The organism is Candidatus Zixiibacteriota bacterium, assembly GCA_040753495.1.
In the GTDB taxonomy this organism is placed as follows: domain Bacteria; phylum Zixibacteria; class MSB-5A5; order GN15; family PGXB01; genus DYGG01.
On sequence record JBFMEF010000101.1, the window covers coordinates 25,105 to 45,784 of the forward strand.

The window sequence follows — 20,680 nt, forward strand, 5'->3', positions numbered from 1 at the left end:
GATTCGGTCTGGGTTGATAGCGTAACGGCATCGCCGGGACAGAAGGTAGCGGTGAATGTTTACGGTTTTAATCAAGAAGAACTTATCCAGGTTCGTCTGGCTCTGGGGTACTCTTCCCCCAGTCTTACTTTTGACACGGTCATATTTGACAATTCCCGCGGGCTTTCAGCCTCGAGCCGGGTGGTCAACTCCAGCGCGCAGGAGCGTCAGATTCTAATCGATTTGAGCTACACCCTTTTGGCTCCGTTGACTCCCGACTCCGGGTTGCTGGCGACCATTCTGTTCGATGTGGCTCCGACGGCGCCGGATGAGCTGGTGATAATCGACAGCGCCAGGTATCTCGGTTTGCAGGGATTGGAATTCGTGCCGGTCAGCGGCGCTTCATTTGGACCTTACTTTCATCGCGGTTTCGTTGAGATTAAGGCAAGCACCGATATCAAGACTGTGGAGCAGGGTATTCTGCCGCAGGATTTCGCGTTGCGCCAGAACGCCCCGAATCCGTTCAACCCTGCGACGACCATAAAGTTTGAACTGCCGAAAGCATCAGATGTCCGTCTTGACGTTTACAATATACTGGGACAGAAGATAAGGACGTTGGTTGACCGGTTTTTGCCGGCCGGAATTTATAGAGTAACTTTTGACGGAAGAGGTGATGACGACCAGCCGCTTGCTTCCGGCGTATATCTTTACCGCCTCAAGGCGGGCGATTATGCCGACAGCAAGGTCATGGTAATGGTAAAGTAATTTTTGCGAGCACAGATTCTTTCATCCCCAGGGCTCCCGTGTGACGCGGGAGCTTTTATTTTGGAGAAATAATTTGGCGGCAATTTCATCCTGCTCTTTTTGGGTCAATCTCTCATTATCGGAAATATAACTGTTGCGCCGACGCTCTTTGAGTTTTTCGAATATCTTTTTCTGTTTGGTCGCTTCGACCAGTTCCAGACGTTGCCTCTCGCGGTCGGCAATAAAGGCTTTGAGGATTTCTCGTCCGGTCAGTTCGTTTATTTTCAGTTTTCCCAGGTAGCGAGAGCAAACCAGAAGATGCCCGGGGTTCAACCGTCCGCTCAGAGAGTCCCGCTGGCTTTGCTGCGTTTCAGATCGTCTTTGGGCAATCTGGCGGAGTTGTTCTTCCTGAGTTAAGACTTTCTGCGCTGCCAGCGCCAGGGTTTTTTGTTTGTCTTTTTCCTGATGTTCTTTAAGCCGCAGAAGCGGCTCCAGCCGGAACTTGAACTTTTTCATGGGAGTCTTTTCTGCTTTCGGCAGGCGCGAAGATGGCGTTCAGGTCGCACAGGGCAGACTCGAAGGGACATAATTCTGTTATCCCCTGCCGGAAGAAACGGTTGATTTCATCTATTTTGGATATGGCGTAATCAATGCGAGGGGAAGAGCCTTTCACGTAGGCTCCGATATTGATAAGGTCTTCGGATTCACGGTAGGTGGCAACGATTTCACGGACTTTAGCGGCCAGCATCTGATGCTCCGGAGAGGTGACATCAAGCATAAGCCGGCTGATTGAATCGAGGATATCGACCGCCGGATATTGATTCAAAGATGCCAGACGTCGCGATAGCGCGACATGACCATCGAGTATGGAGCGGACGGCATCGGAGATTGGCTCATTGAAATCGTCTCCTTCGACCAGGACGGTGTACAGTCCGGTGATAGAGCCTTTGTCATTAGTGCCTGCCCTTTCCAGAAGTCGCGGCAGGAGGGCGAAGACCGAAGGGGTAAATCCTTTGGTGGCGGGTGGCTCGCCGACGGCGAGACCGATTTCGCGCTGGGCGATAGCGATACGGGTCACGGAATCCATCAGCAACATGACATTCTTGCCCTGGTCGCGGAAATACTCGGCGATAGCGCTGGCGACATAGGCCCCTTTAATTCTTATCAGCGAAGGTTGGTCGGAGGTGACCGCGACGACGATAGAGCGTTTCAAACCGTCTTCCCCCAGATCTTTTTCTATGAATTCGCGAACCTCTCTCCCCCGTTCCCCCACCAGGGCAATGACATTGATATCGGCGGAGGAGCCGCGGGCAATCATGCCGAGCAGGACGGACTTGCCGACACCGGAGCCGGCGAAGATTCCCATTCTTTGTCCCTGGCCGCAGGATGCCATAATATCGATGGCTTTAATTCCGGTGCGAACAGGATTGGTGATTCGTTTTCTTTTTAGAGCCGGGATGGGAGGGCTTTCGACAACGCGGGTCTTGGTGCACAGCAGGGGACCTTTGTCGTCAATCGGCTGACCCAATCCGCCAAGGATTCTGCCTATCAGTTCTTCTCCTACCGGTACGCGGAGTTGTTCGCCGGTCGAGACAACAATTGAACCAGGGGTGATGCCGCTAATGGAGCCCAACGGCATAAGCAGGATTCGGTTGTCGCGGAATCCGACCACTTCGGCTTTGATTCTCTCTCCCGATTCCGGATTTTCGATACGGCAGAGGTCGCCGACAGAGACGGCCGGTCCAACCGACTCCACCACCAATCCGACCACTTGCGCCACCCGACCTGATTGTTTAATGGCGCTGAGACGTTCGATACGGCTGGAGTAGAGATTGTATGGAACCGGTTTCATGGTGTGCCTTCGACTTCATGCAACGCTTCGGCGATAATATCGAGTTGCGAATCAATGCGGGCATCGACATCACCGGTCGGTGTTTCGATAAAGCAGCCGCCGCAGAGGACACGGCTATCGGCTTCGATAACGAGCTCTTTGACGGCGGTGGAATCTCCCCGGAAACGGTCGAGCTGCTGCTCAATATGCGGGAGATGGTCGGGATGGACCTTGACTTTGATTTTAGATTTGTCGGTAAGTTTTTTTATGGTGCCGGCAATAATCCCGGCGGTGATATCGGGTTCGATGCGGGCGGCGTCAAAAGTGACTTTGCGCGCAATCTGCAAGACCAGTTCCAGGATTTTGCGCCGGGCATCCTCATAGAGTATTTCACGCTGTTTGACGGCATCGGTAATCAAGCCGGAGAAGTTGGCGACTACTTTGCGCGCTTCTTTCTGGCCCTCGGAAATGCCCTTATTATATCCCTCCTCGTACCCTTTTTGCCGCTGCAGTTCGGTATCGCGGCGCATTCGCTCTTCAATCTTGAAGATTTCTTGAATCGGGATGAGTTTTCTCCCTTCAAGGGAGGTAGTGACTTGAACATCCGGGAAGCGGCTGGCGAGTTGCTTCTCCGCCATCCGGTCGGCTTCGATATCAGCCCGGTATTCGCCGATAATGACACGTTCCTCGGTGACGGCGCACTGCAGGAGTTTAGACAATGATATCCTCCTTGCCGCCGCGACCGGAGACAACGATCTGCCCGTCCTCTTCGAGTTTGCGGACCGCTTCCACGATGCGCTGCTGGGCGGCTTCGACATCGGAGAGACGCATCGGTCCCATGAACTCCATCTCTTCTTTAATCATCACCGCCACACGCTCAGAGACATTGGCATATATCTTTGATTTGACCTCTTCGGAAGCGGCTTTGAGCGCGATAGAAAGGTCTTTGGTTTCGACTTCTTTCAGCAGACGCTGCACCGAGCGGTCATCAAGCAGGACGATATCGTCGAAGACAAACATCATATTTTTGATTTCGGCGGCCAGGTCGGGATTGTCGGCTTCAAGAGACTGCAGGATATTTTTTTCGGCGGCGCTGTCGATGACGTTGAGAATCTCAGCCATGGTTTTGGCTCCCCCGGAAACGGAGAGGTCGCCTTCGGCAGAGGCTTCAAAATGCCCCTCCAAAGTAGATTCAATCTCTTTGAGAATATCGGGCGAAATCTTTTCCATGGTGGCGATGCGAAGGGCGACTTCCGCCTGCAGTTCCGACGGCAATTCGGAAAGGACCGCCGCCGCCTGCTGGGCGGTCAGTTGCGACAGAATCAGGGCTATGGTCTGCGGGTGTTCGTTCTGGATGAATCCGACCAGTTGACGGGAATCGATATTCTTGAGGAGATTGAAGCCGGAGGTTTTGAAGGATGACTCCAATCGCGAGATTATCATCGACGCCTTTTCTTTGCCGACCGCTTTTTCCAGGATTTCGCGGGCGAAATCGACACCGCCCTGGGAGATGTACTGGCGCGCCATGAAGATTTGATAGCAATCGCTGATAACTTTTTCTTCGACGGCGGGGGGGACATCGCGCAGATTGGCGATTTCAACGGTAAGTTTTTCCATATCGGTTTCGGAGAGGCTTTTCATCACTAACGCGGAAACCTCGGTGCCAAATGCCACCAGGGCGATAGCCGCTTTTTGCAGAGGATTGAGTTGCTCGTATTCCATAATATTCCGCCTTATTCAATCATCATGGTCTTAATGACTTTGGCAATTTCTTCGGGACGTCCTTTGGCGGCGGTCTGCATCTGGTCAATCAGACGGGGTCGCCGGTTCTCCGGAACGATCGGCGGCACCTCGCGCGACTCTTCGCCCGGCAATCCTTCATAGGGGCTGATATTCTGCCCGGCGCGAGTCGGCGAAGCAGGAGGGAGAATTCTACCCAGGGAGCCAAAGAATTTCTTAAGTATCTTGCGCAGATAGAGGAATGCCAGTATCGCAAGAGCGACTAACAGGACTTTCTTGCCGATATCGAAGTAGAATTCCTGTTGAATTACCTGGTCGATTTTCTGCTGCTCAAATTCCATAGAGGTGCGGTCGAAAGCCAGGTTGACCACTTCTATCTGGTCATTGCGCTGGTTGTCGAAGCCCACGGCATTTCTGACCAGGGCGGCAATCCGGTCGATTTCTTCCTGGCTGCGCGGCTCATAGACCGGCTCGGCGGTAGAGCCGCCAGCGGCATCGGTTTTGCGATAGGCACCGTCAACCAGCACCGCTACTGAGAGACGTTTGATATTGCCGACAGAGTTTATAATATGCTCTACCGTTTTGTTGATTTCATAATTGGTGACGGCGGTCTCGACCTTGTTATCGTCACGGACCTCGCTGCTGTCCTCTCCCCTGTCTGAAGATGATTTGGTTTCTTCGGTTCGTTCCTCGCTGCGGACGACGGCGGAATTGGGGTCGTAAATTTCCGAGGTCTTTTCCATCTGCTGGAAATCAAGTTCGGCGGTGACGCGGACAATTGACTTTCCCTGCCCGATGACGCCATCGAGCATGCTCTGGGCTTTCTTTTCCAGGTATTGCTCCACATTCTTGCGGACATCAAGCTGGGAGGCACTCATCCCGGCCAGCGGGTCAGAGCCGGTCTGGGAGGAGAGAAGTTCTCCGTTGTAGTCAATAATGGAGATATTCTGCGGTTTGAGACCTTCCACAGAACAGGCCACCAGATGGGTAATGCCGGCAAGTTGCGATTTGGAGAGTCCGGCGGGGGTGCGGAGTTTCAGCACAATAGATGCCGTTGCTTCCTGTTTGTCGGCTTTGAAGAGGCGATCTTTCGGCATGACAATATGCACCCGCGCCGCCTGGACATCGGCAAGCTGCATGATAGTGCGGGTCAGTTCCCCTTCCAGCGCTCTTCGGAAGTTGAGGTTCTGCAGGAATTCGGTCATCCCGAGATTGGATTTGTCAAATATGGAATAACCGATATTCCCGGAACGAGGAATCCCCTCTGATGCCAGCGTGATGCGGGTTTTGTAGACGTCACCGGAAGGGACCAGAATGGTAGTGCCGCCATCCTCTAATTTGTAAGGAATTTTCTGCTCGGTCAGCTGACTGACAATTTCGCCGGCTTCGGCCGGTTCCAGATTTGAATAGAGGATGGAGTAATTGACCGTTTTGACCCAGTTGCCGACAACGGCAATGCCGACGATGATGCCGGCAATGACCGCCACCAGAACCACCGCCTGGCCGGGCGACATCGCCTTCAGGACGGCGGAAATATTGTGGAAGAGTTGTTTGAAGTATTCCATGCCAATTCCTATTTATAGACTGACGCCAATCCTATGGCACCAGAAAAAGTATTGAATTTCTCAAATAGGCATCTGTATGAGCGATTGATATGCATCGACCAATCGATTTCTAATCTCCAGTAACAGGTCCATAGTAATACCGGCCTCCTCGACCGCAATCATCACCTGATGCAAATCGGCGGCTTCGCCGGTGGCGGCCAGCTGTTGCGCCTGGGCCGCTTCGTTTTGAAAATTATTAACGGAGCCGATCATCTGCTCCAGAAGTTCGGTGAAATGAGCCCCATCGGCTTTCTCCGCCCCGGCGGGGAGTTGTCCCTGGAAGGACGGAATGAGGCGGGTGATTTGATTGACAGGGGCGCTCATAATTTGACGTCAACTACCTTTCCGAGATGTTCGGATTTCTGAGCGGCTTTCTGTCCATAATGCTCATCACCGAGTCCGGCCAGGCGGAATTTTTCGAATATCAGTTCCAGCGCCTGGCGTTCTTCAGGGGTCAGTATATCGGCGAATTTTCCGCCTTTAAGTTGCACCGCCAGTTTAGAGGTTATGCTGTTTTCCTGTCCGGGGATCAGAACGCGGTCAACCGAATGAGGTTTGGTGTTCCCCTCGGGAGTCGGGATTCGTTTCTGATTTTCGGTTATGGTCTGCCGGTAAGCATTAATTCCTATGGAATTGATTTTCATTTCAATAATTCCTTTCTCTTATATCGACAGCGCGTTTTTTGCCATTTCTTTAGCCGCCAGAACGGCGGTAGTGTTCGCCTCATAAGCGCGCGAGGCGGAAATCATATCGACCATTTCGTTGATAATCTCAATATCCGGCATCTTGACAAATCCTTTCTCATCGGCGTCAGGATGCCCCGGGTCGTGAATCAGACGATAAGATGACGCCGGGTCTTCGACTTCTTTTCCTTCGGCCTGGGCGACGTCAATGGTCTCCTGCCGGCTTTTTACGGTGCCGTGGAGATGCCCCGGGTCGGTGCGAGCGAGTTCCGTCCGGGACTTGCTTATCATATTTTTGAAAGGGACGGCTTCTTCGGCGGCGGCGACCATCACTCTCCGGCGGCGGTAGGGACCTCCCTTGTCGGAGCGAGTAGTGTCGACATTGGCGATATTCTGGGAGACGACATCCATTTTTTGACGCTGGAGAGTCATCCCGGTGGCGGAGATTTCTATGGAGTTGAAGAGTCCAGACATAATATCCTCACTTGCTCTTAATAGCGTTTCTTAAGCCTTCGAATTTTTTCGCGAGCAGGGTGGTTCCGACACTGAAGTAAAGCTGATTAGTGGCGAGATTGGCGACTTCCTTATCGGCGTTGACATTATTGATGCCGTTGCCATCGCGCGAGCGGTTGACCTCGATTTCGGGGGCTTTGTCTTTGTGTCTTCCAACCGGAATGTGCGACGGGTGGGTAAGATTTCCGGCGACATGGCGTCGGTTGTCGATGGCGTTTTTCAGGGCGGCGTGGAAATCGATATCTTTGCTCTGGTATTGCGGTGTGGAGATGTTGGCGATATTTCCGGCTATCAGTTTATGGCGCAGGGACGCCGTATCCAGAAATTTCTGTAAGACGGGGATGCCGCTTTTTTCGAAGACCGCTTTTTTAATTAAATCAGACATACCATTATCCGCCCTGATTTGAGCAAGGGGTATGCCAAAGATTTGAGGTCAGCGTAAGTCGTTAAATGGTTTCAGCTTGAATGTATTGGTCAATTACAGGAGGAATATAACGAGGGAAGATGTTTCCAACTATCAAAGAAAGTTTTTCCGGATTTCAGATTTTAGGGGTATAGAGATCGGAGGTTGGCTCGGTGGCGGACATTTCCATGGTAAGCACGACAATATCGACGCGGCGGTTTTTTGAGCGACCTTCATCGGTTTCATTGGAGACCATGGGGCGAAATTCGCCATAGCCGAGGGCAGAAATCCGGTCGGATTGGACGCCGTGGGTCTCGACCAGATAGCGCACTACTTCGGTGGCGCGCGCCGAAGAGAGCTCCCAGTTGGAGGGGAAACGGACGGTGTTTATCGGTTTGTTGTCGGTATGTCCTTCAATGCGGATATGGTTGGGTATGGTTCCTATATCTTTCGCCACCAGGTCAAGAGTCTGTTTGGCGCGCGGCTCGAGCTCGGCGGAGCCTTCACGAAAAAGAGCCGACTCCATGATATGAATGACCAGCCCTCTTTCGGTCATTTCGGTGCTTATCATTTTTTCATTGCCCGATTTGAGGACGCTTTCTTCGATTTTTTGCCCGAGAGATTTGAGATGCCCGATTTCGAGAACGCCCTGCCCGGGCATGGCGCCGACTTCATTGCCTTTCTTGATGGCAATACTGCCGCCTTTAAGCACGCCGGCAAGCGCTTCCTGCATTTTGCCGAACCGCTTGGCATCAACTTTCGACATGGAGTACATGACAATGAAGAAAGCCAACAGAAGAGTAATCAGGTCGGCGTAGGTGAGAAGCCACCGTTCCAGGTTTTCATGGTCGTCATGTTTTCGGCGGCGTGGCATGGGGATTATTCCTCTCCGCCGCGCATCCGGGGCGCAATGAAGGAGAGAAGTTTGGTCTTTACAACGCGCGGATTATCGCCGGATTGAATGGATATGACCCCCTCCATAATCAAGTCGAGAGTTGCCAGTTCTTCTTCGTGACGCATTTTCAGTTTATCGCTGATCGGAAGATAGCAGAGATTCGCCAGGCCGACTCCCCAGAGGGTAGCGATAAAAGCGCTGGCGATAGCTTCGGCCATCCGGTCGGCATTGGCGGTGTTGCTTAAGGTATGAATCAAACCGAGCACGGTCCCGAGAATGCCGAGAGTCGGCGAGAAACCGCCCATCTTCTGGAAAAAGAGGATCCCTTTTTTGTGGCGGTCTTCAATATAGGCGATTTCGGTTTCAAGAATAGTCTTAAGAACGGTAATTTCTGAGCCGTCAATAACGAGTTGAATGGCTTTGCGAAAGAAGGGGTCTTTGATATTGCGCAGGTCATTTTCCAAGCCGAGAATACCTTCGCGACGGGCTTTTTCCGACATTTTCACCAGAGTGTCGATGGTCTGCAGGGGGTCAACGGGACGGGTGAAGAAAGCCAGTTTCAGGAAGCTGGGGACATTGGCGAGGGTTCTGATGGAGGTAGAAACTGTCGAGGCGCCGATAGTGCCGCCAATCACGATAAGCATGGCGGGACCCTGAACAATCGCACCGAGGTGTCCCCCTTCGAGAATAAATGATACAATGACTGCGCCAAGGCCTATAATGAGGCCGCCAATAGTTGCTATATCCATAATATTCCTGCTCAAAGAGATGAATACCAGCCACAAGGGATGGCGATTCACCCCAATCAGTAAAAATATCGGCAATTATGGAGATTTTTAAACCGCCGGAAGCGAGATTATTGGCAGAAACCGGGAAATCTTGAATTAGTCGGTGTCCTGGATATTGTATTCTGCCAGTTTGTTACGGATAGTGCGGGGGGTGATATTAAGCGCCTCAGCCGCCTTAGTCTTGTTCCCCTCGAAGCGCTCGAGGGTTTTTAGAATCAGGAATTTCTCCCCTTCGGCAAGAGTCATGCCAGCCCCAAACTGGGGGATTTCGTCAGCCAGTTTGCCCAGAGCCAGGTCGCCGGGGAAATCGGTCATTTTCAAAATCTTCGCCGAATTGGTGACCACCGCCCGCTCGATATAGTTTTCCAGCTCGCGCACATTGCCGGGCCAATGATATTTCATAAAGAGACGGAGAACGGACTCATCGACCGCTTCAACTTCCTTCCGGTTTTCCTCGTTATATTTCTGAATGAAATGATTGACCAGAAGGGGAATATCTTCCAATCTCTCGCGCAGCGGCACAAGATGTATATTTATCACATTGAGGCGATAAAAGAGGTCTTCGCGGAACCGTTTCTGGCGAATCTCTTCTTTCAGATGACGATTTGACGTGGCAATAATCCGGACGTCAACTTCAATCGGGACGCTGGAGCCGACCCGCTCAAAGACCCGCTCCTGCAGGACGCGGAGCAGTTTGGATTGGAGGTTTATCGGCATTTCGGAGATTTCGTCGAGCAGGAGGGTGCCGTTATTAGCCATTTCGAAACGGCCTTTATGCTGACGAACGGCGCCGGTAAAGGCTCCTTTTTCATAGCCGAATAATTCGGCTTCCACCAGATTTTCCGGCAGAGCGGCGCAGTTGAGGGTAACAAACGGTTTATCCCGGCGGGAGGAAGCGTAATGAACGGCGCGGGCGACCAGCTCCTTGCCGGTTCCAGATTCACCGGTTACCAGCACAGTAGAGCGGGCATCGGCGGTCGCTTCGATCAGGTCATAGACCTCTTTCATTTTGGGCGACTTACCGACGATGTTCTGATAGCGAGCGGCCAGGTCGGAGCGGAGCCGTTTATTTTCGGCGCGCAGCTGAACCAGTTCGGTGACTTTCCGCATAAGAAGTTCAATGGAATCGGGAGAAATCGGTTTGGTCAGGTAATCGTAAGCGCCCAGTTTCATTGCTTTGACGGCGCTTTCGATGGTGCCGTAGGCGGTAATCATTACCACCAGCTGGTCGATTTTCTGTTCCCTCATCTTTTGCAGCAGCTCCAGCCCGTCCATCTCTTTCATTTTGATGTCGGAGAAGACGACGTCGTACTCCTTCTCTTCAAACATCTCCAGGGCTTCCTCGCCGGAAGAGGCGGAACTGACCAGGAAGCCGGCCCGGGTGAGTGTCTCGGTGAGGAAATCGTTCACCAGACGGTCATCATCAACGATTAAAACACTCAGCTTCATCTTAAAACCTCCTGATTGAGCGGAAGCAAAATAGAAAAGGTTGTTCCCTGACCGGGTCGGGATGAGGCTTGAATCTCTCCCCCATGCGCCTTGATAATTTTCCAGGCGATGGAAAGCCCCAAGCCGGTGCCATTAGTTTTGGTTGAGTAGAACGGTGAAAATATTTTCGCGAGGTCAGATTTGGGGATGCCGTGCCCGAAATCATCCACGGCAATTAAAAGATAGTCGGACTGCGCCATGGTTTCTTCAGTTTTCTCCGCCAGATGAGCCGCCTCCGAGGAATTGAGAACGGCGCAACGAATGGTGATGGTCGGATTAGCGGGATTTGCCTCGATGCCGTTCTTGGCGAGATTGTACAATGCCTGGCGGAAAAGATGCGGGTCGATTTGCGCCTGTTTCCCCTCGGTGTCGCCCGGATTCAGTTGAATATTGATTTCTTGACCTTGCAAGGAGTACTCGTCAACGATGCCGGCGATGACCATTTCGAGGAATTCCTTCAGGTCCACGGAGACTTTGCTGATTTCTTCACGGCGGGCAAAAACCAGCAGTGTCTCGACGGTGCGGTTGATATTGTTGACGCCGGCGACAATTTTCTCGGCCATAGATAACTTCTCGGGCTGAGTTTGAAGGTCGCGGGCAAGGAGGGCGGCAAAACCGCCGATGGCTACCAGGGGATTGCGGACCTCGTGGGCGATTGATGCCGCCATCTCCCCCAGTCCGGCGAGAACGCGCGTCCGCGACAGTTCCTCTTCCATCCGCTTGAAATTGGTAATATCCTGGAAGATCTCCACAGCTCCAATGACGGCGCCGGATTCATCACGGAGAACGGAGGTGGAGGTAAGCAGAGTAACCAGGCGGCCATCAGAGGTTCTAATTTTCTTTTCGGCATTGAGGCAGGTTTGTCCTCCCGCCGCCGCCGATTCCGCGGAACCGGTATCCCCCTCCACAATTTCAAAGAGGGCTTTGTAGGAGAGCGGCTTTTCCGTGAATCCTTTCCTGTGGAATCCGAGGATTCCCTGCGCGGCCGGATTGATATGGGTAATTTCGCCCTGGCGGTTGACGGCGACAATGCCGGAATTCAGAGAGGTCAGGATACGGCTTAAGAATTCGCTGACGATACGGTTGTCGGAGATGGCCTTCTGCAGCGCCAGGTTGACTTCCTGTAGCCGGGCGCTCTGCTGCTCATAGGTCTCCTTGAGGGAAAGATACTGCCGCTGAATCTGATTGATAATATTGTTAAAAGAGGAATAGGTTTCGGCGAAGCGACCTATTTCATCGGTTATCTCGACCGGGGCAGTTTCTTTCTCTTCCATCGCGACTCCTGTGAGACAGAAAATAATCGAGAATAATGATTACAAGCAACAAAAAACTAAAGGCGGGGAACCGTTACAGGCAGGGCGATTTTGGGCGGATTAAATCAGATATTTTCGGGATAAATGCGGTAATTGAGATCGACGGCGCGCGGCTCTTCGACCGCGTTCTTTCCGGCGGCGATCTGTTCCAGCCGTTTATACAGTTTGTTGATATTGAATGGCTTTACGAAGTAATCATCTACGCGCAGTCGAATTCCCTCGATGGCGGTCTCCACGCTGGGGAAGCCGGTCATGAGGACCACCGGCATAGCCGGATAGAGGTCGCGGAGTTTGCGAATAAATTCCAAGCCATCCATTTCCGGCATTTTGATATCGACCAGAGCGACATCATAGGAGCGGCTTTTGAGAATCTCGAGGCTCTTGCTTCCCGATTCAGCCACCGTAACCTGCCAATTCTTCTCGGCAAAGAAATCGTACAGCAGGTCACGGATGAGGAGCTCGTCATCAATGATAATAATACTGCGGCGGTCCTTGTTGTCAGCCATTTTCATTTCCCCCATTCTGCCCAGTCGTTCAGCTGTTGACGACCAGCGTGTAGGAATTGATGGCTTCCTGTTCGGTGGCAAAAATCTCGAAGATATGCGAGAGCTGGGTGATATCGAAGATTTCCCGGACATAGTCAGCCATATCGGAGAGAGTCAGGCGGCCGCGGTGGATTCTGATTTCTTTCATGATAGAAACCAGGGCGCCGAGACCGGAGCTGTTGACGAATTCGACATTGCGCAGGTTGAGGTGGATGGCGTTGCGGCCTCCGGCAAGGATGCTTTTGACTTCTTCTTTCAGTTTGTTGCCGCTTCCGAGGTCGAGGCGACCGGAGAGGCTGAGAACTACGACATTACCTTCATCTTTCTTCACGGTATCCATTTTATCCTCCATATTGTCTTTCTTGGGCGGTCTATCTGCAGCCGGCGCGGCGGCGAAGAACATCGAGATGACCGTGCCGCCGGTTTCGGGCGATTTTCTCAACTGGAAGCGGTCGGCGATTGATTTCATAAGTCCCATCCCGCGTCCGCTTTCGGCCTGAAGGTCATCAAACGGCGCGACGCCTTCGGGGGTGTCAAAGCCGACACCTTCATCAATTATATCGGCAGTGATGCCGCTATCATTAACGGTTATATTGACAAAGACATACTTGTCGGAATTGAATTGATTGCCATGCACCAGGGCGTTGGTAAACGCCTCGGAAAGAGCCAGAAGTATGCGAAACATTCGCTTCGACTCGAGCCCCGCCATTTGCAGCGTTCTTTTGGCGTCTTCATACGCCGCCCCTTCCGATTCCAGCAGGGAGCGATATTTGAATTTGAATTCTTTCATGCCCCCTCCGGCAAGATGCGCAGTTTCAAAATGGTAAAATCATCGTGACTGTCAGCCGAGGAGCCTTCAGTAAACCGGTCCACCCAGTTTTTGACCCGTTCGCAGAAACGGGCGGCGGGAAGTTCCTTCTCGGTCATGAAGACCTGTTTTACTTTTTCGATACCGAACATTCTCCCTTTTATATCGGTCGCTTCGGTCAAACCATCAGTGAAGGCGAAGAAGCGGTCGCCGTGATGTAATTCCAGTTCCCCCTCGATGTAGGCGGTTCCGGGAAACTGTCCGACAAAGGTCCCTCCCATACGGAGTTCAGAGACCTGACGTCGCGAGGCATCCCAGTAAAGCGGCGGAAGATGACCGCCGTTGCAGTAAGTTACCTTTTTGTCGCAGAGGCTGAAACGGGCGATAAAAAGCGTTACGAACATATCATGAGAACGGATGATACCGTCACTGAGGACATTATTGAGAATATACATCAGTTGCGAAGGGCTGATATCGGGCGACTCGGTCAATTTGGTGCGGATGATGGCGGTGGTAGCAGCCATCACCATGGCGGCCGGAATCCCTTTATTGGAGACATCACCGATGACCATCAGGAAATTGTCGTCATCGGGAGTAATGATATCATAGAAATCGCCGCCGACAAACCGGGCGGGGAAATAAAGAGCGCCGAAGTCCACCCCCTTTATTTTGATTTCGCGGCCGGGAAGAATGGTCTCCTGCACCTGACGGGCGATGCCGAGTTCCTGCTCCAGTTTCTGCTTTTGCAGCGATTCCTCGACCAGAAGCGAATTTTCGATGGCGACGGCGGCGTAATTGATGACAATTTCGAGGCTTTCGCGGTCTTCCTCGGTGAAATCCTCGCCGGAGGTCTTGTTGATGATGACGATGGCGCCATGGCAACGGGCGCGCGACTTAATCGGCAGAGCCAGGACGGAATTTACGGTCGGACCATGCTCGAATGATTTGTCGAAATTATTCATTACCGCCGAAACCTGCCTGGTGAAGCAGAAGGTGGCGATATCGGTGTCGTTTTCATATTTGATATTTCTGACCAGACTGGCATCGACGCCCCAGGTGATTTTAGGGACCAGTTCCCCCGCTTCGGCTAACTGGATTAAGCCGACCTCCCCTTCCACAGTTCGAATCGACATCTCCATAACAACCGACAGGATGGTCTCCATATCGAGGATTGAGGTAATCAGAGCCCCCATGGTGGCGAGGTCGCGCAATTTCAGCCAGGTCGCCGAGAGGCGTCCCTCCAGTTCGAAAATGCGGTCGTCGTTTACAGATAATTCCACACTTGGATATTCGGCATTTCCAGAATGAACTTGAAAGCGGGCGATTCTTCCGTCTGAAAGGTAAGATAAGAGAGGCGGCTGGATGACACTGCAAGAGAATGAATATTCTCTGTGCAGCCTCCTGCAGGTTTGGAACAGACTCATGCTATAGAATGAGGAAGAAATTCGGAATGAAAGGACGACAGTCTTACCAGCCTCACGACCATAGTCGCAGCGACCGAGTTTGGAGACTGTCGGCGGTAACTGGCTGGGGTGCGTAAGCCACGATAAGATTGTGAATTGTAATATCTTACGCCTGTCATAAAAAGTCTAACTCGAATCAATGCAGGAATCGGTTAAAAAAGACAACTAAAAACGGGGGATTTTTGCCAATTCCGGCAGAAATGGCAGATAAAAGGTATAATTCTTGCTGTTTAATTCAGCCATGTTAAAGAAAATATACAGTTTGAATATGAGGGACAGATGACCAGAAAGATCCTAATGACGATGCTGGCGGCGATATTATTTACGGCGCCGGCTTTCGCGGTTCCGACATTGCAGGTTTTTGTTGCGGGTGGGACATATGATACTGAAACCGAGACCTGGGTGGTTTCATCGAGCACATTTGACCTCTATATCATTTCCGCCAACGAGGCGCTCAGTGATGTCATGGTCAGTATGGCGCTCAATCTTCCGGAGACAAGCGACCCGAACGGTTCGGTGAGTGTTGATGTCAATAGCGACACTTATGACAGCTGGACTTTTGGCACCCCCTATCTTCTGCCGCCCCATGATATCTATCCGGCCTGGTATACCGAGTTCAATGCCGGTGATTTTGGATTGGTTGGCGGGGTGGGGAACACCAATGACGGCGAGTTCTATGACCCGTCCACTATGGGTTATCTGGCTAACTCGAGCACGCTGGGCGAATATAAGCGGTTTTCCATTGCCCTCTCGGGAGCGGATTTCAGCCACTTTGACGCTTATTTCTATTTCCAGAACCAGCAGCAGAAGACCCGGATAAAGTTTGCTCCATTCTCTCACGATGGCGAAACTCATGGAGTGGTACCGGAGCCGGGGACCTTGACTCTGATGGGGCTGGGCGGACTGGGGATGGGACTGGTAAGGCGGCTTCGCAAGAAGTAATCGTAATCCCAATAAAAGATACTACGGGAGACAGATGACTGTCTCCCGTTTTTTATTTCTAAAGCGTGCCTCTTGGCCGTTACTTGCCTCTGCGCAGAGTGGAACGTGTAAGTAATTGATTCTGCAACTGGATTCCACCCGGTACGGCGGGAACGGTCTTCAGAAATTCTCGGTTCAGACAAAACCAGTTCTTTCAGCCCCGATTCCATACCTTATCCGGCCAGACTTTGCGCAGGGATTGAACAATTTGTTAAAACTTCGGCTCACGGTCTTGCGAGCCATTCCCGAATCCATTCCAGCCGATAGTCTATGCTGTTGAATCATTGTGCCTTAGATTTTGAAAGCTAACATCCAGAGAATGGTGAGAGGTTTGGGGAAGCGGAAGAGGCATAGTTTCTGCTTTATTTTCTTATGAAATAATATCTTAGTCGAGCAGAATATTATGAAATTCAAATTGTTCTTAATTGCCGCGTTAGTTCTGGGAGTAAGTTCGCTATCGCTGGCAGGTCCTCTGAATCATACCTCGTATAAAGCGAATCATGCCGGGTATTCCTTGATTGGGACGTCCGGGACGAGCGACAACGCCAATTACAGCGACGAAGGGGGAGACAATGCAGGGCAGAAACTGATTATTCAGGATATTGCGCCATCGTCTTCAGGGGAGAATGATTCATACCCCGACGGCCCTGCCCCGGTACCGGAACCAACCACTTTGACACTGCTGGGTCTTGGCTCGCTTGGTCTTGGCTGGTTGAGACGCCGGAGCGCCAAGCCGTAACGGCAAGCCTGTCAATTTCGCCGTCGCAAAGCGAACTTTAGAGGCGTTCCTTCAAAATCAAATCTCTGACGTATCTGATTTTCAATAAATCTGAGGTAACTTTTCTTCAGCAGTTCGGGGTGATTGCAGAAGAGCTGGAAGGTGGGCGGACGGACTCCGACCTGCAGTCCATAAAATATCTTGATATATTTTCCATGGACGGCGGCCGGCGGCTGTTTTTGAATTATTTCTTCGAGGATTTTGTTGAATTCGGCGGTGGCAATCTGGCGGTTCCAATTTTCAAAGACGGAGTCAGCGCTTTCGAGCACCCGTGTAATCCTGAGTCCGGAAAGCGACGAAATGAAAACGACCGGAACATAGGCGAGGGTGGCGATAGCGCTTTTAATGCTGAGCGTAATCTGGTCGGCGGTCTTTGAATCTTTTTCGACCAAGTCCCATTTATTAACTACCAGGACCATTGCCCGCTGGGCTTCGACGGCATCAGTAAGAATCTGAATATCCTGGGCGAGGAATCCCTGGGAGGCATCAAGAAGCAGCAGCGCCACATGGCTGTTCTCAATTGCCCGCAGAGTTCGCAGGGTGGTGTAATATTCGAGATTGTCGCTCACTCGGGCCCGTTTGCGCAGTCCGGCGGTATCGGTCAGGATATATTTCCTGCCGGAAAATTCGAAAGGAGTATCGACAGCGTCGCGGGTGGTGCCGGGCTGGGGAGAGACGATGGCCCGTTCGGCGCCGAGGAGTCGATTGACAAAAGAGGACTTCCCAACGTTCGGACGTCCGATAACAGCCAGGCGCAACGGCTCATCATCAGCTTCAGTAAGAGATTGGGAGGGGAGCAAGGCGACGATCTCGTCGAGGGCTTCGCCAATACCTCTCCCCCCGGTAGCCGATATCGGCAACGGTTCACCCAGTCCCAATTTCAGGAACTGGTATCGTTCTGATTCCTGCAGGGTATTGTCGGCTTTGTTGGCGAGCAGGAGGACTTTTCGTCCGGAACGATGGAGGCTGTCGGCAATGCGGGCGTCAACAGAATCCACCCCGGTCCGGGCATCGACCACGAGTAGAATCAGGTCGGCCTGTTCGATAGCGATTTCCGCCTGCGAGAGAATCAGTCTTTCCATTTCGAGTTTAGCGCCGGGGAGCATGCCGCCGGTGTCGACCAGATAGAACGTTCTCCCCTGCCACTCACAGGCGGCGTAATTGCGGTCGCGGGTTATCCCGGGGCGGTCATCGACAATGGCGATTTTCTTTCGCAGGAAACGGTTAAAGAGTGATGATTTGCCGACATTGGGACGCCCGATGATGGCGACTATCGGGAGGTTCAAAGGAGCGCCTCGCCGATAGTGTCCACAATGCTGTATTTCCCTACCAGAACTTTCATTTCTAATTTGCTCCTAAATTCTTCCAGCGACAGATTATCCAGAAAGAGGTCTTCTTTATTTAAGCAATTGGGAGGCAGAAGTGCAATATCATAATTTCCGGCGGTTTTCACCAGAAAATTATAGAGGTCGCCGCCGGTCAGAAGGCCGCTGACCGTGACCGATTCCCCCCAGAAATCGTTCTTCACCGGCTGCAGGTCGATTTTGAATCCGATTTTTTTCAGATTTGACACAATCTCGCGGTCGAGAATTTCGAAGGCTGATTCTCCGGTCAGCATGATAATCTTTCTGTCGCGAGGAAGCTTCTCCAGACGACGCCGACGTCGATTGAAATCGGTGAGGGTGTGGCGAATCATCCCTACCCCATTTTCAAACTGCGCCATCTCTTCATATTCGCCCAGAGAGGGAAAGGGGGTCTCGGAAATGATATAGAACTCATCGGCCACAAAGACAAAACGGGTCTGAAGTTTTTTCCGGAACTCTTTCTGGCGCTTGTGAACATAGTTGACGATTTCAATGGCTTCATCGCGCCGGTAAGTCCGCAGTGAGGGCAGTTTCTCGCGGTATTTGGTCAAGCCGACCGGCACGACGGCAAGGGTCATCACCCCCGGATATAACAGAGAGAGGTCGTCTATGGTCCTCTCCAGATAGGGACCGTCATTAAACCCGGGGGACAGCACTACCTGTGTATGGAATTTAATGCCGTTGGCGATGAGGAATTTCAGTTGCGGGAGGATGGAAGGGAGCTTTTCATTTTGAAAAATGCAGCGCCGCAGAGTATCATCGGTGACATGCACGGAAACATAAAGGGGCGAAAGGCGCTGTTCGATAATGCGGCGGATATCATCATCGCTGAGATTGGAGAGGGTGATGAAATTGCCATGGGTAAAAGAGAGGCGATAGTCATCATCCTTGATATAAAGGGCGCGGCGCATCCCGCGCGGCTGCTGATGGACAAAGCAGAAGGGGCATTTGTTCTTGCAGATCATGACCGGGTCATCTTCGAAACTCAAGCCGAGGTCGGAGGCGTTGTAGTCCCGGAATTGAAACTGGAGCCTCTCCCCTTGCGTATTCTCGAACTCAAGACGGACATGGTCATCCGCGATACGATAATGATAGTCTATGATATCGCGGACCGAGAGGCCGTTAATATTGAGAAGAGAATAGCCGGGGCGAACCTTGCCGAAAAGCGGGGAAGCGGGGTCAACAGCCGAAATCTTCATAATAAAAAAAAGCGGGCGATGGGAGTCGAACCCACGACGTCAAGCTTGGGAAGCTTGCATTCTACCGCTGAATTACGCCCGCGAGCTACGCGGTTAAAATCTACTCCGGATTCTACGATAAGTCAAGCCCTTTGTCTCATCCTTTGAGCAACGCCCCGGTGATACAGCCGATAGACATCAACAACCCGACCAGGGCATGGACCTGGATGGTTCCGGCTTGCGCGGGAACGATATCGGGCACTTTTTCCATGTTACGGGCAAAGTGCTTGACTGTTTTCAGCGCCAGCGGGAAAGAAAGAAGCGCCAGCAGGGCGTAGGGTGTAAGATATCCGGTCACAACGGCGGCAATCAGAAGGGCGTAGTTGCCGAACATAAGGAAATAATAGCCGGCGGCCGCCTTTTTCCTGCCCCAGGCTACGACCAGATGATTCTTGCCGACCGATTTGTCGGCGTCATAGTCGGGATACTCGTTAATATATAAAATCGCGGTTATCAGGAATCCGATGGGGAATGACGAGAGAAAAGATGAGAGACTGAAATAGCCGGTCTGGACATAGTAAGCGCCCATGACCGGCAGAATGCCGAAATTGATGAGAATCATAAGTTCGCCGAAGCCGTTATAGGAGAAGGCGAATTTTCCCGCCGTATAGAAATAGCCGCCGATAAAACCAGCCACCGCCAGAATCAGCACCCAGTAGCCGGGGGTTTGGGTGGTCAGGTAAATTCCGGCGCCCAATGCCAGCCCATAAAAGAACAGCGCCGCAGTCAGCACTCCAGTCGGGGAAACCAGTTTGTTCTGAATGACGCGGCTTCCGCCGGAAAACGGGGTGAAATTCTTATTGGCTTCATCATCGCCGGTTTTATGGTCATAATAATCATTAGCCAGGTTTGCCCCGGCATGAGCGAATATTCCCCCCAGCAGGGTAATAAAGAACAGTCCCCAGTGAAACTCGCCGGTCTCATAAAAAGCCAGCGTGGCGCCGATTAGTATCGGCATGATTATGCCGGTGAAGAAAGGGGCGCGAATTGCGATTATCCATTTCTTGACAGGGTTCATCCTTCATATCCTCCAATGAGCATGTGTCAAACTTATTATACGCATATCTTTGCGGGAAACGGAAAGCTATGTTAGCGGTTCTTTTTTCTTGCCGGTGAACTTAATAAGCATGATGGTCAATTCATAAAGGAAGTAAAGCGGCACTGCCAGGAGAAGCTGGGTAAAAATATCGGGGGTGGGGGTTAAAACCGCGGCCACCACCAGAATAATCACCACCGCGTAGGGGCGACCTTTGGCGAGGGCACGGTCGGAGAGAAGGCCTATTTTCCCGAAGAAGTACCCTATTACGGGAAGTTGAAAAGAGAGTCCAAAGGCAAGAATCATCATGCCGGTGAAGGAGATATAGCTGTTGACGGTAATAATCGGTATCATCTCCCCGGCGCCGTATCCAACCAGGAATTTTATGGCAAAAGGGAGAACCAGATAGAAGCAAAATGCCGCGCCGATAAGAAAGAGAATGGTGGAGCTGAAAACCAGCGGGAGGATGACTTTTTTCTCTTTGGA

The 20,680-nt window shown here is 51.9% G+C and carries 23 protein-coding genes and 1 tRNA gene; 3 read left to right on the forward strand and 21 right to left on the reverse strand.

Features of this window, described 5'->3' with window-relative positions; translation table 11 throughout:
- Positions 1–744, forward strand: a 744-nt coding sequence (locus AB1690_06575) for a FlgD immunoglobulin-like domain containing protein (protein ID MEW6014970.1), incomplete at its 5' end; no start/stop codon positions are given.
- A 21-nt stretch (positions 745–765) separates the two neighbouring features.
- Here the strand turns inward: AB1690_06575 and AB1690_06580 are convergent.
- The 16 genes from AB1690_06580 to AB1690_06655 form a co-directional block, all read right to left on the reverse strand.
- Positions 766–1,239, reverse strand: coding sequence for a flagellar FliJ family protein (locus tag AB1690_06580; protein MEW6014971.1), 474 nt, complete (start codon positions 1,237–1,239; stop codon positions 766–768).
- Positions 1,196–2,575, reverse strand: coding sequence for a flagellar protein export ATPase FliI (fliI, locus tag AB1690_06585; GenBank protein MEW6014972.1), 1,380 nt, complete (start codon positions 2,573–2,575; stop codon positions 1,196–1,198). Before fliI ends, AB1690_06580 begins: the two co-directional genes overlap by 44 nt.
- On the reverse strand, positions 2,572–3,273 hold the full coding sequence (locus tag AB1690_06590) for a FliH/SctL family protein (GenBank protein ID MEW6014973.1): 702 nt from the start codon (positions 3,271–3,273) through the stop codon (positions 2,572–2,574). The genes fliI and AB1690_06590 overlap by 4 nt, the downstream gene beginning before the upstream one ends.
- Positions 3,266–4,276 carry a flagellar motor switch protein FliG gene (gene fliG, locus AB1690_06595; GenBank protein ID MEW6014974.1) on the reverse strand — a complete coding sequence of 337 codons (1,011 nt, stop codon included), beginning with the start codon at positions 4,274–4,276 and terminating at the stop codon, positions 3,266–3,268. The genes AB1690_06590 and fliG overlap by 8 nt, the downstream gene beginning before the upstream one ends.
- An 11-nt stretch (positions 4,277–4,287) precedes the next feature.
- Positions 4,288–5,859, reverse strand: a complete 1,572-nt coding sequence (gene fliF, locus AB1690_06600) for a flagellar basal-body MS-ring/collar protein FliF (GenBank protein ID MEW6014975.1) — start codon at positions 5,857–5,859, stop codon at positions 4,288–4,290.
- A 60-nt stretch (positions 5,860–5,919) separates the two neighbouring features.
- Positions 5,920–6,222 carry a flagellar hook-basal body complex protein FliE gene (gene fliE / locus AB1690_06605; protein MEW6014976.1) on the reverse strand — a complete coding sequence of 101 codons (303 nt, stop codon included), beginning with the start codon at positions 6,220–6,222 and terminating at the stop codon, positions 5,920–5,922.
- A complete protein-coding gene (locus tag AB1690_06610) occupies positions 6,219–6,542 on the reverse strand; it encodes a hypothetical protein (GenBank protein MEW6014977.1) in 324 nt (107 codons plus the stop codon). Before AB1690_06610 ends, fliE begins: the two co-directional genes overlap by 4 nt.
- An 18-nt stretch (positions 6,543–6,560) precedes the next feature.
- On the reverse strand, positions 6,561–7,055 hold the full coding sequence (flgC, locus tag AB1690_06615; protein ID MEW6014978.1) for a flagellar basal body rod protein FlgC: 495 nt from the start codon (positions 7,053–7,055) through the stop codon (positions 6,561–6,563).
- Positions 7,056–7,062: 7 nt separating this feature from the next.
- Positions 7,063–7,479, reverse strand: coding sequence for a flagellar basal body rod protein FlgB (gene flgB, locus AB1690_06620; GenBank protein MEW6014979.1), 417 nt, complete (start codon positions 7,477–7,479; stop codon positions 7,063–7,065).
- 154 nt (positions 7,480–7,633) lie between these two features.
- Complete coding sequence (locus AB1690_06625) at positions 7,634–8,371, reverse strand: OmpA family protein (protein ID MEW6014980.1); 738 nt, start codon at positions 8,369–8,371, stop codon at positions 7,634–7,636.
- Between the two features lie 5 nt (positions 8,372–8,376).
- Positions 8,377–9,141 carry a flagellar motor protein gene (locus tag AB1690_06630; GenBank protein ID MEW6014981.1) on the reverse strand — a complete coding sequence of 255 codons (765 nt, stop codon included), beginning with the start codon at positions 9,139–9,141 and terminating at the stop codon, positions 8,377–8,379.
- Between the two features lie 135 nt (positions 9,142–9,276).
- Positions 9,277–10,629, reverse strand: coding sequence for a sigma-54 dependent transcriptional regulator (locus AB1690_06635; protein ID MEW6014982.1), 1,353 nt, complete (start codon positions 10,627–10,629; stop codon positions 9,277–9,279).
- A complete protein-coding gene (locus AB1690_06640; GenBank protein ID MEW6014983.1) occupies positions 10,626–11,942 on the reverse strand; it encodes an ATP-binding protein in 1,317 nt (438 codons plus the stop codon). Before AB1690_06640 ends, AB1690_06635 begins: the two co-directional genes overlap by 4 nt.
- Positions 11,943–12,046: 104 nt before the next feature.
- Complete coding sequence (locus AB1690_06645; protein MEW6014984.1) at positions 12,047–12,487, reverse strand: response regulator; 441 nt, start codon at positions 12,485–12,487, stop codon at positions 12,047–12,049.
- Between the two features lie 28 nt (positions 12,488–12,515).
- Complete coding sequence (locus tag AB1690_06650) at positions 12,516–13,316, reverse strand: anti-sigma factor antagonist (protein MEW6014985.1); 801 nt, start codon at positions 13,314–13,316, stop codon at positions 12,516–12,518.
- The gene (locus tag AB1690_06655) at positions 13,313–14,614 is read right to left on the reverse strand and encodes a GAF domain-containing SpoIIE family protein phosphatase (protein ID MEW6014986.1); all 1,302 of its coding nucleotides are present in this window, start codon (positions 14,612–14,614) and stop codon (positions 13,313–13,315) included. The genes AB1690_06650 and AB1690_06655 overlap by 4 nt, the downstream gene beginning before the upstream one ends.
- 462 nt (positions 14,615–15,076) lie before the next feature.
- On the opposite strand from AB1690_06655, the gene AB1690_06660 reads away from it, so the two are divergent.
- A complete protein-coding gene (locus AB1690_06660) occupies positions 15,077–15,739 on the forward strand; it encodes a choice-of-anchor N protein (GenBank protein MEW6014987.1) in 663 nt (220 codons plus the stop codon).
- Between the two features lie 442 nt (positions 15,740–16,181).
- Positions 16,182–16,517, forward strand: coding sequence for a PEP-CTERM sorting domain-containing protein (locus AB1690_06665; protein ID MEW6014988.1), 336 nt, complete (start codon positions 16,182–16,184; stop codon positions 16,515–16,517).
- An 11-nt stretch (positions 16,518–16,528) separates the two neighbouring features.
- Here AB1690_06665 and der read toward each other — a convergent pair whose 3' ends face one another.
- From der to AB1690_06690, 5 genes are all read right to left on the reverse strand, one after another.
- The gene (gene der, locus AB1690_06670; GenBank protein ID MEW6014989.1) at positions 16,529–17,842 is read right to left on the reverse strand and encodes a ribosome biogenesis GTPase Der; all 1,314 of its coding nucleotides are present in this window, start codon (positions 17,840–17,842) and stop codon (positions 16,529–16,531) included.
- Positions 17,839–19,119 carry a DUF512 domain-containing protein gene (locus AB1690_06675; protein MEW6014990.1) on the reverse strand — a complete coding sequence of 427 codons (1,281 nt, stop codon included), beginning with the start codon at positions 19,117–19,119 and terminating at the stop codon, positions 17,839–17,841. The genes der and AB1690_06675 overlap by 4 nt, the downstream gene beginning before the upstream one ends.
- Positions 19,120–19,129: 10 nt before the next feature.
- Positions 19,130–19,201, reverse strand: a tRNA-Gly gene (locus AB1690_06680).
- 54 nt (positions 19,202–19,255) lie between these two features.
- Positions 19,256–20,176 carry a 1,4-dihydroxy-2-naphthoate octaprenyltransferase gene (menA, locus tag AB1690_06685; protein MEW6014991.1) on the reverse strand — a complete coding sequence of 307 codons (921 nt, stop codon included), beginning with the start codon at positions 20,174–20,176 and terminating at the stop codon, positions 19,256–19,258.
- 66 nt (positions 20,177–20,242) lie between these two features.
- Positions 20,243–20,680, reverse strand: a 438-nt coding sequence (locus AB1690_06690) for a twin-arginine translocase subunit TatC (GenBank protein ID MEW6014992.1), incomplete at its 5' end; no start/stop codon positions are given.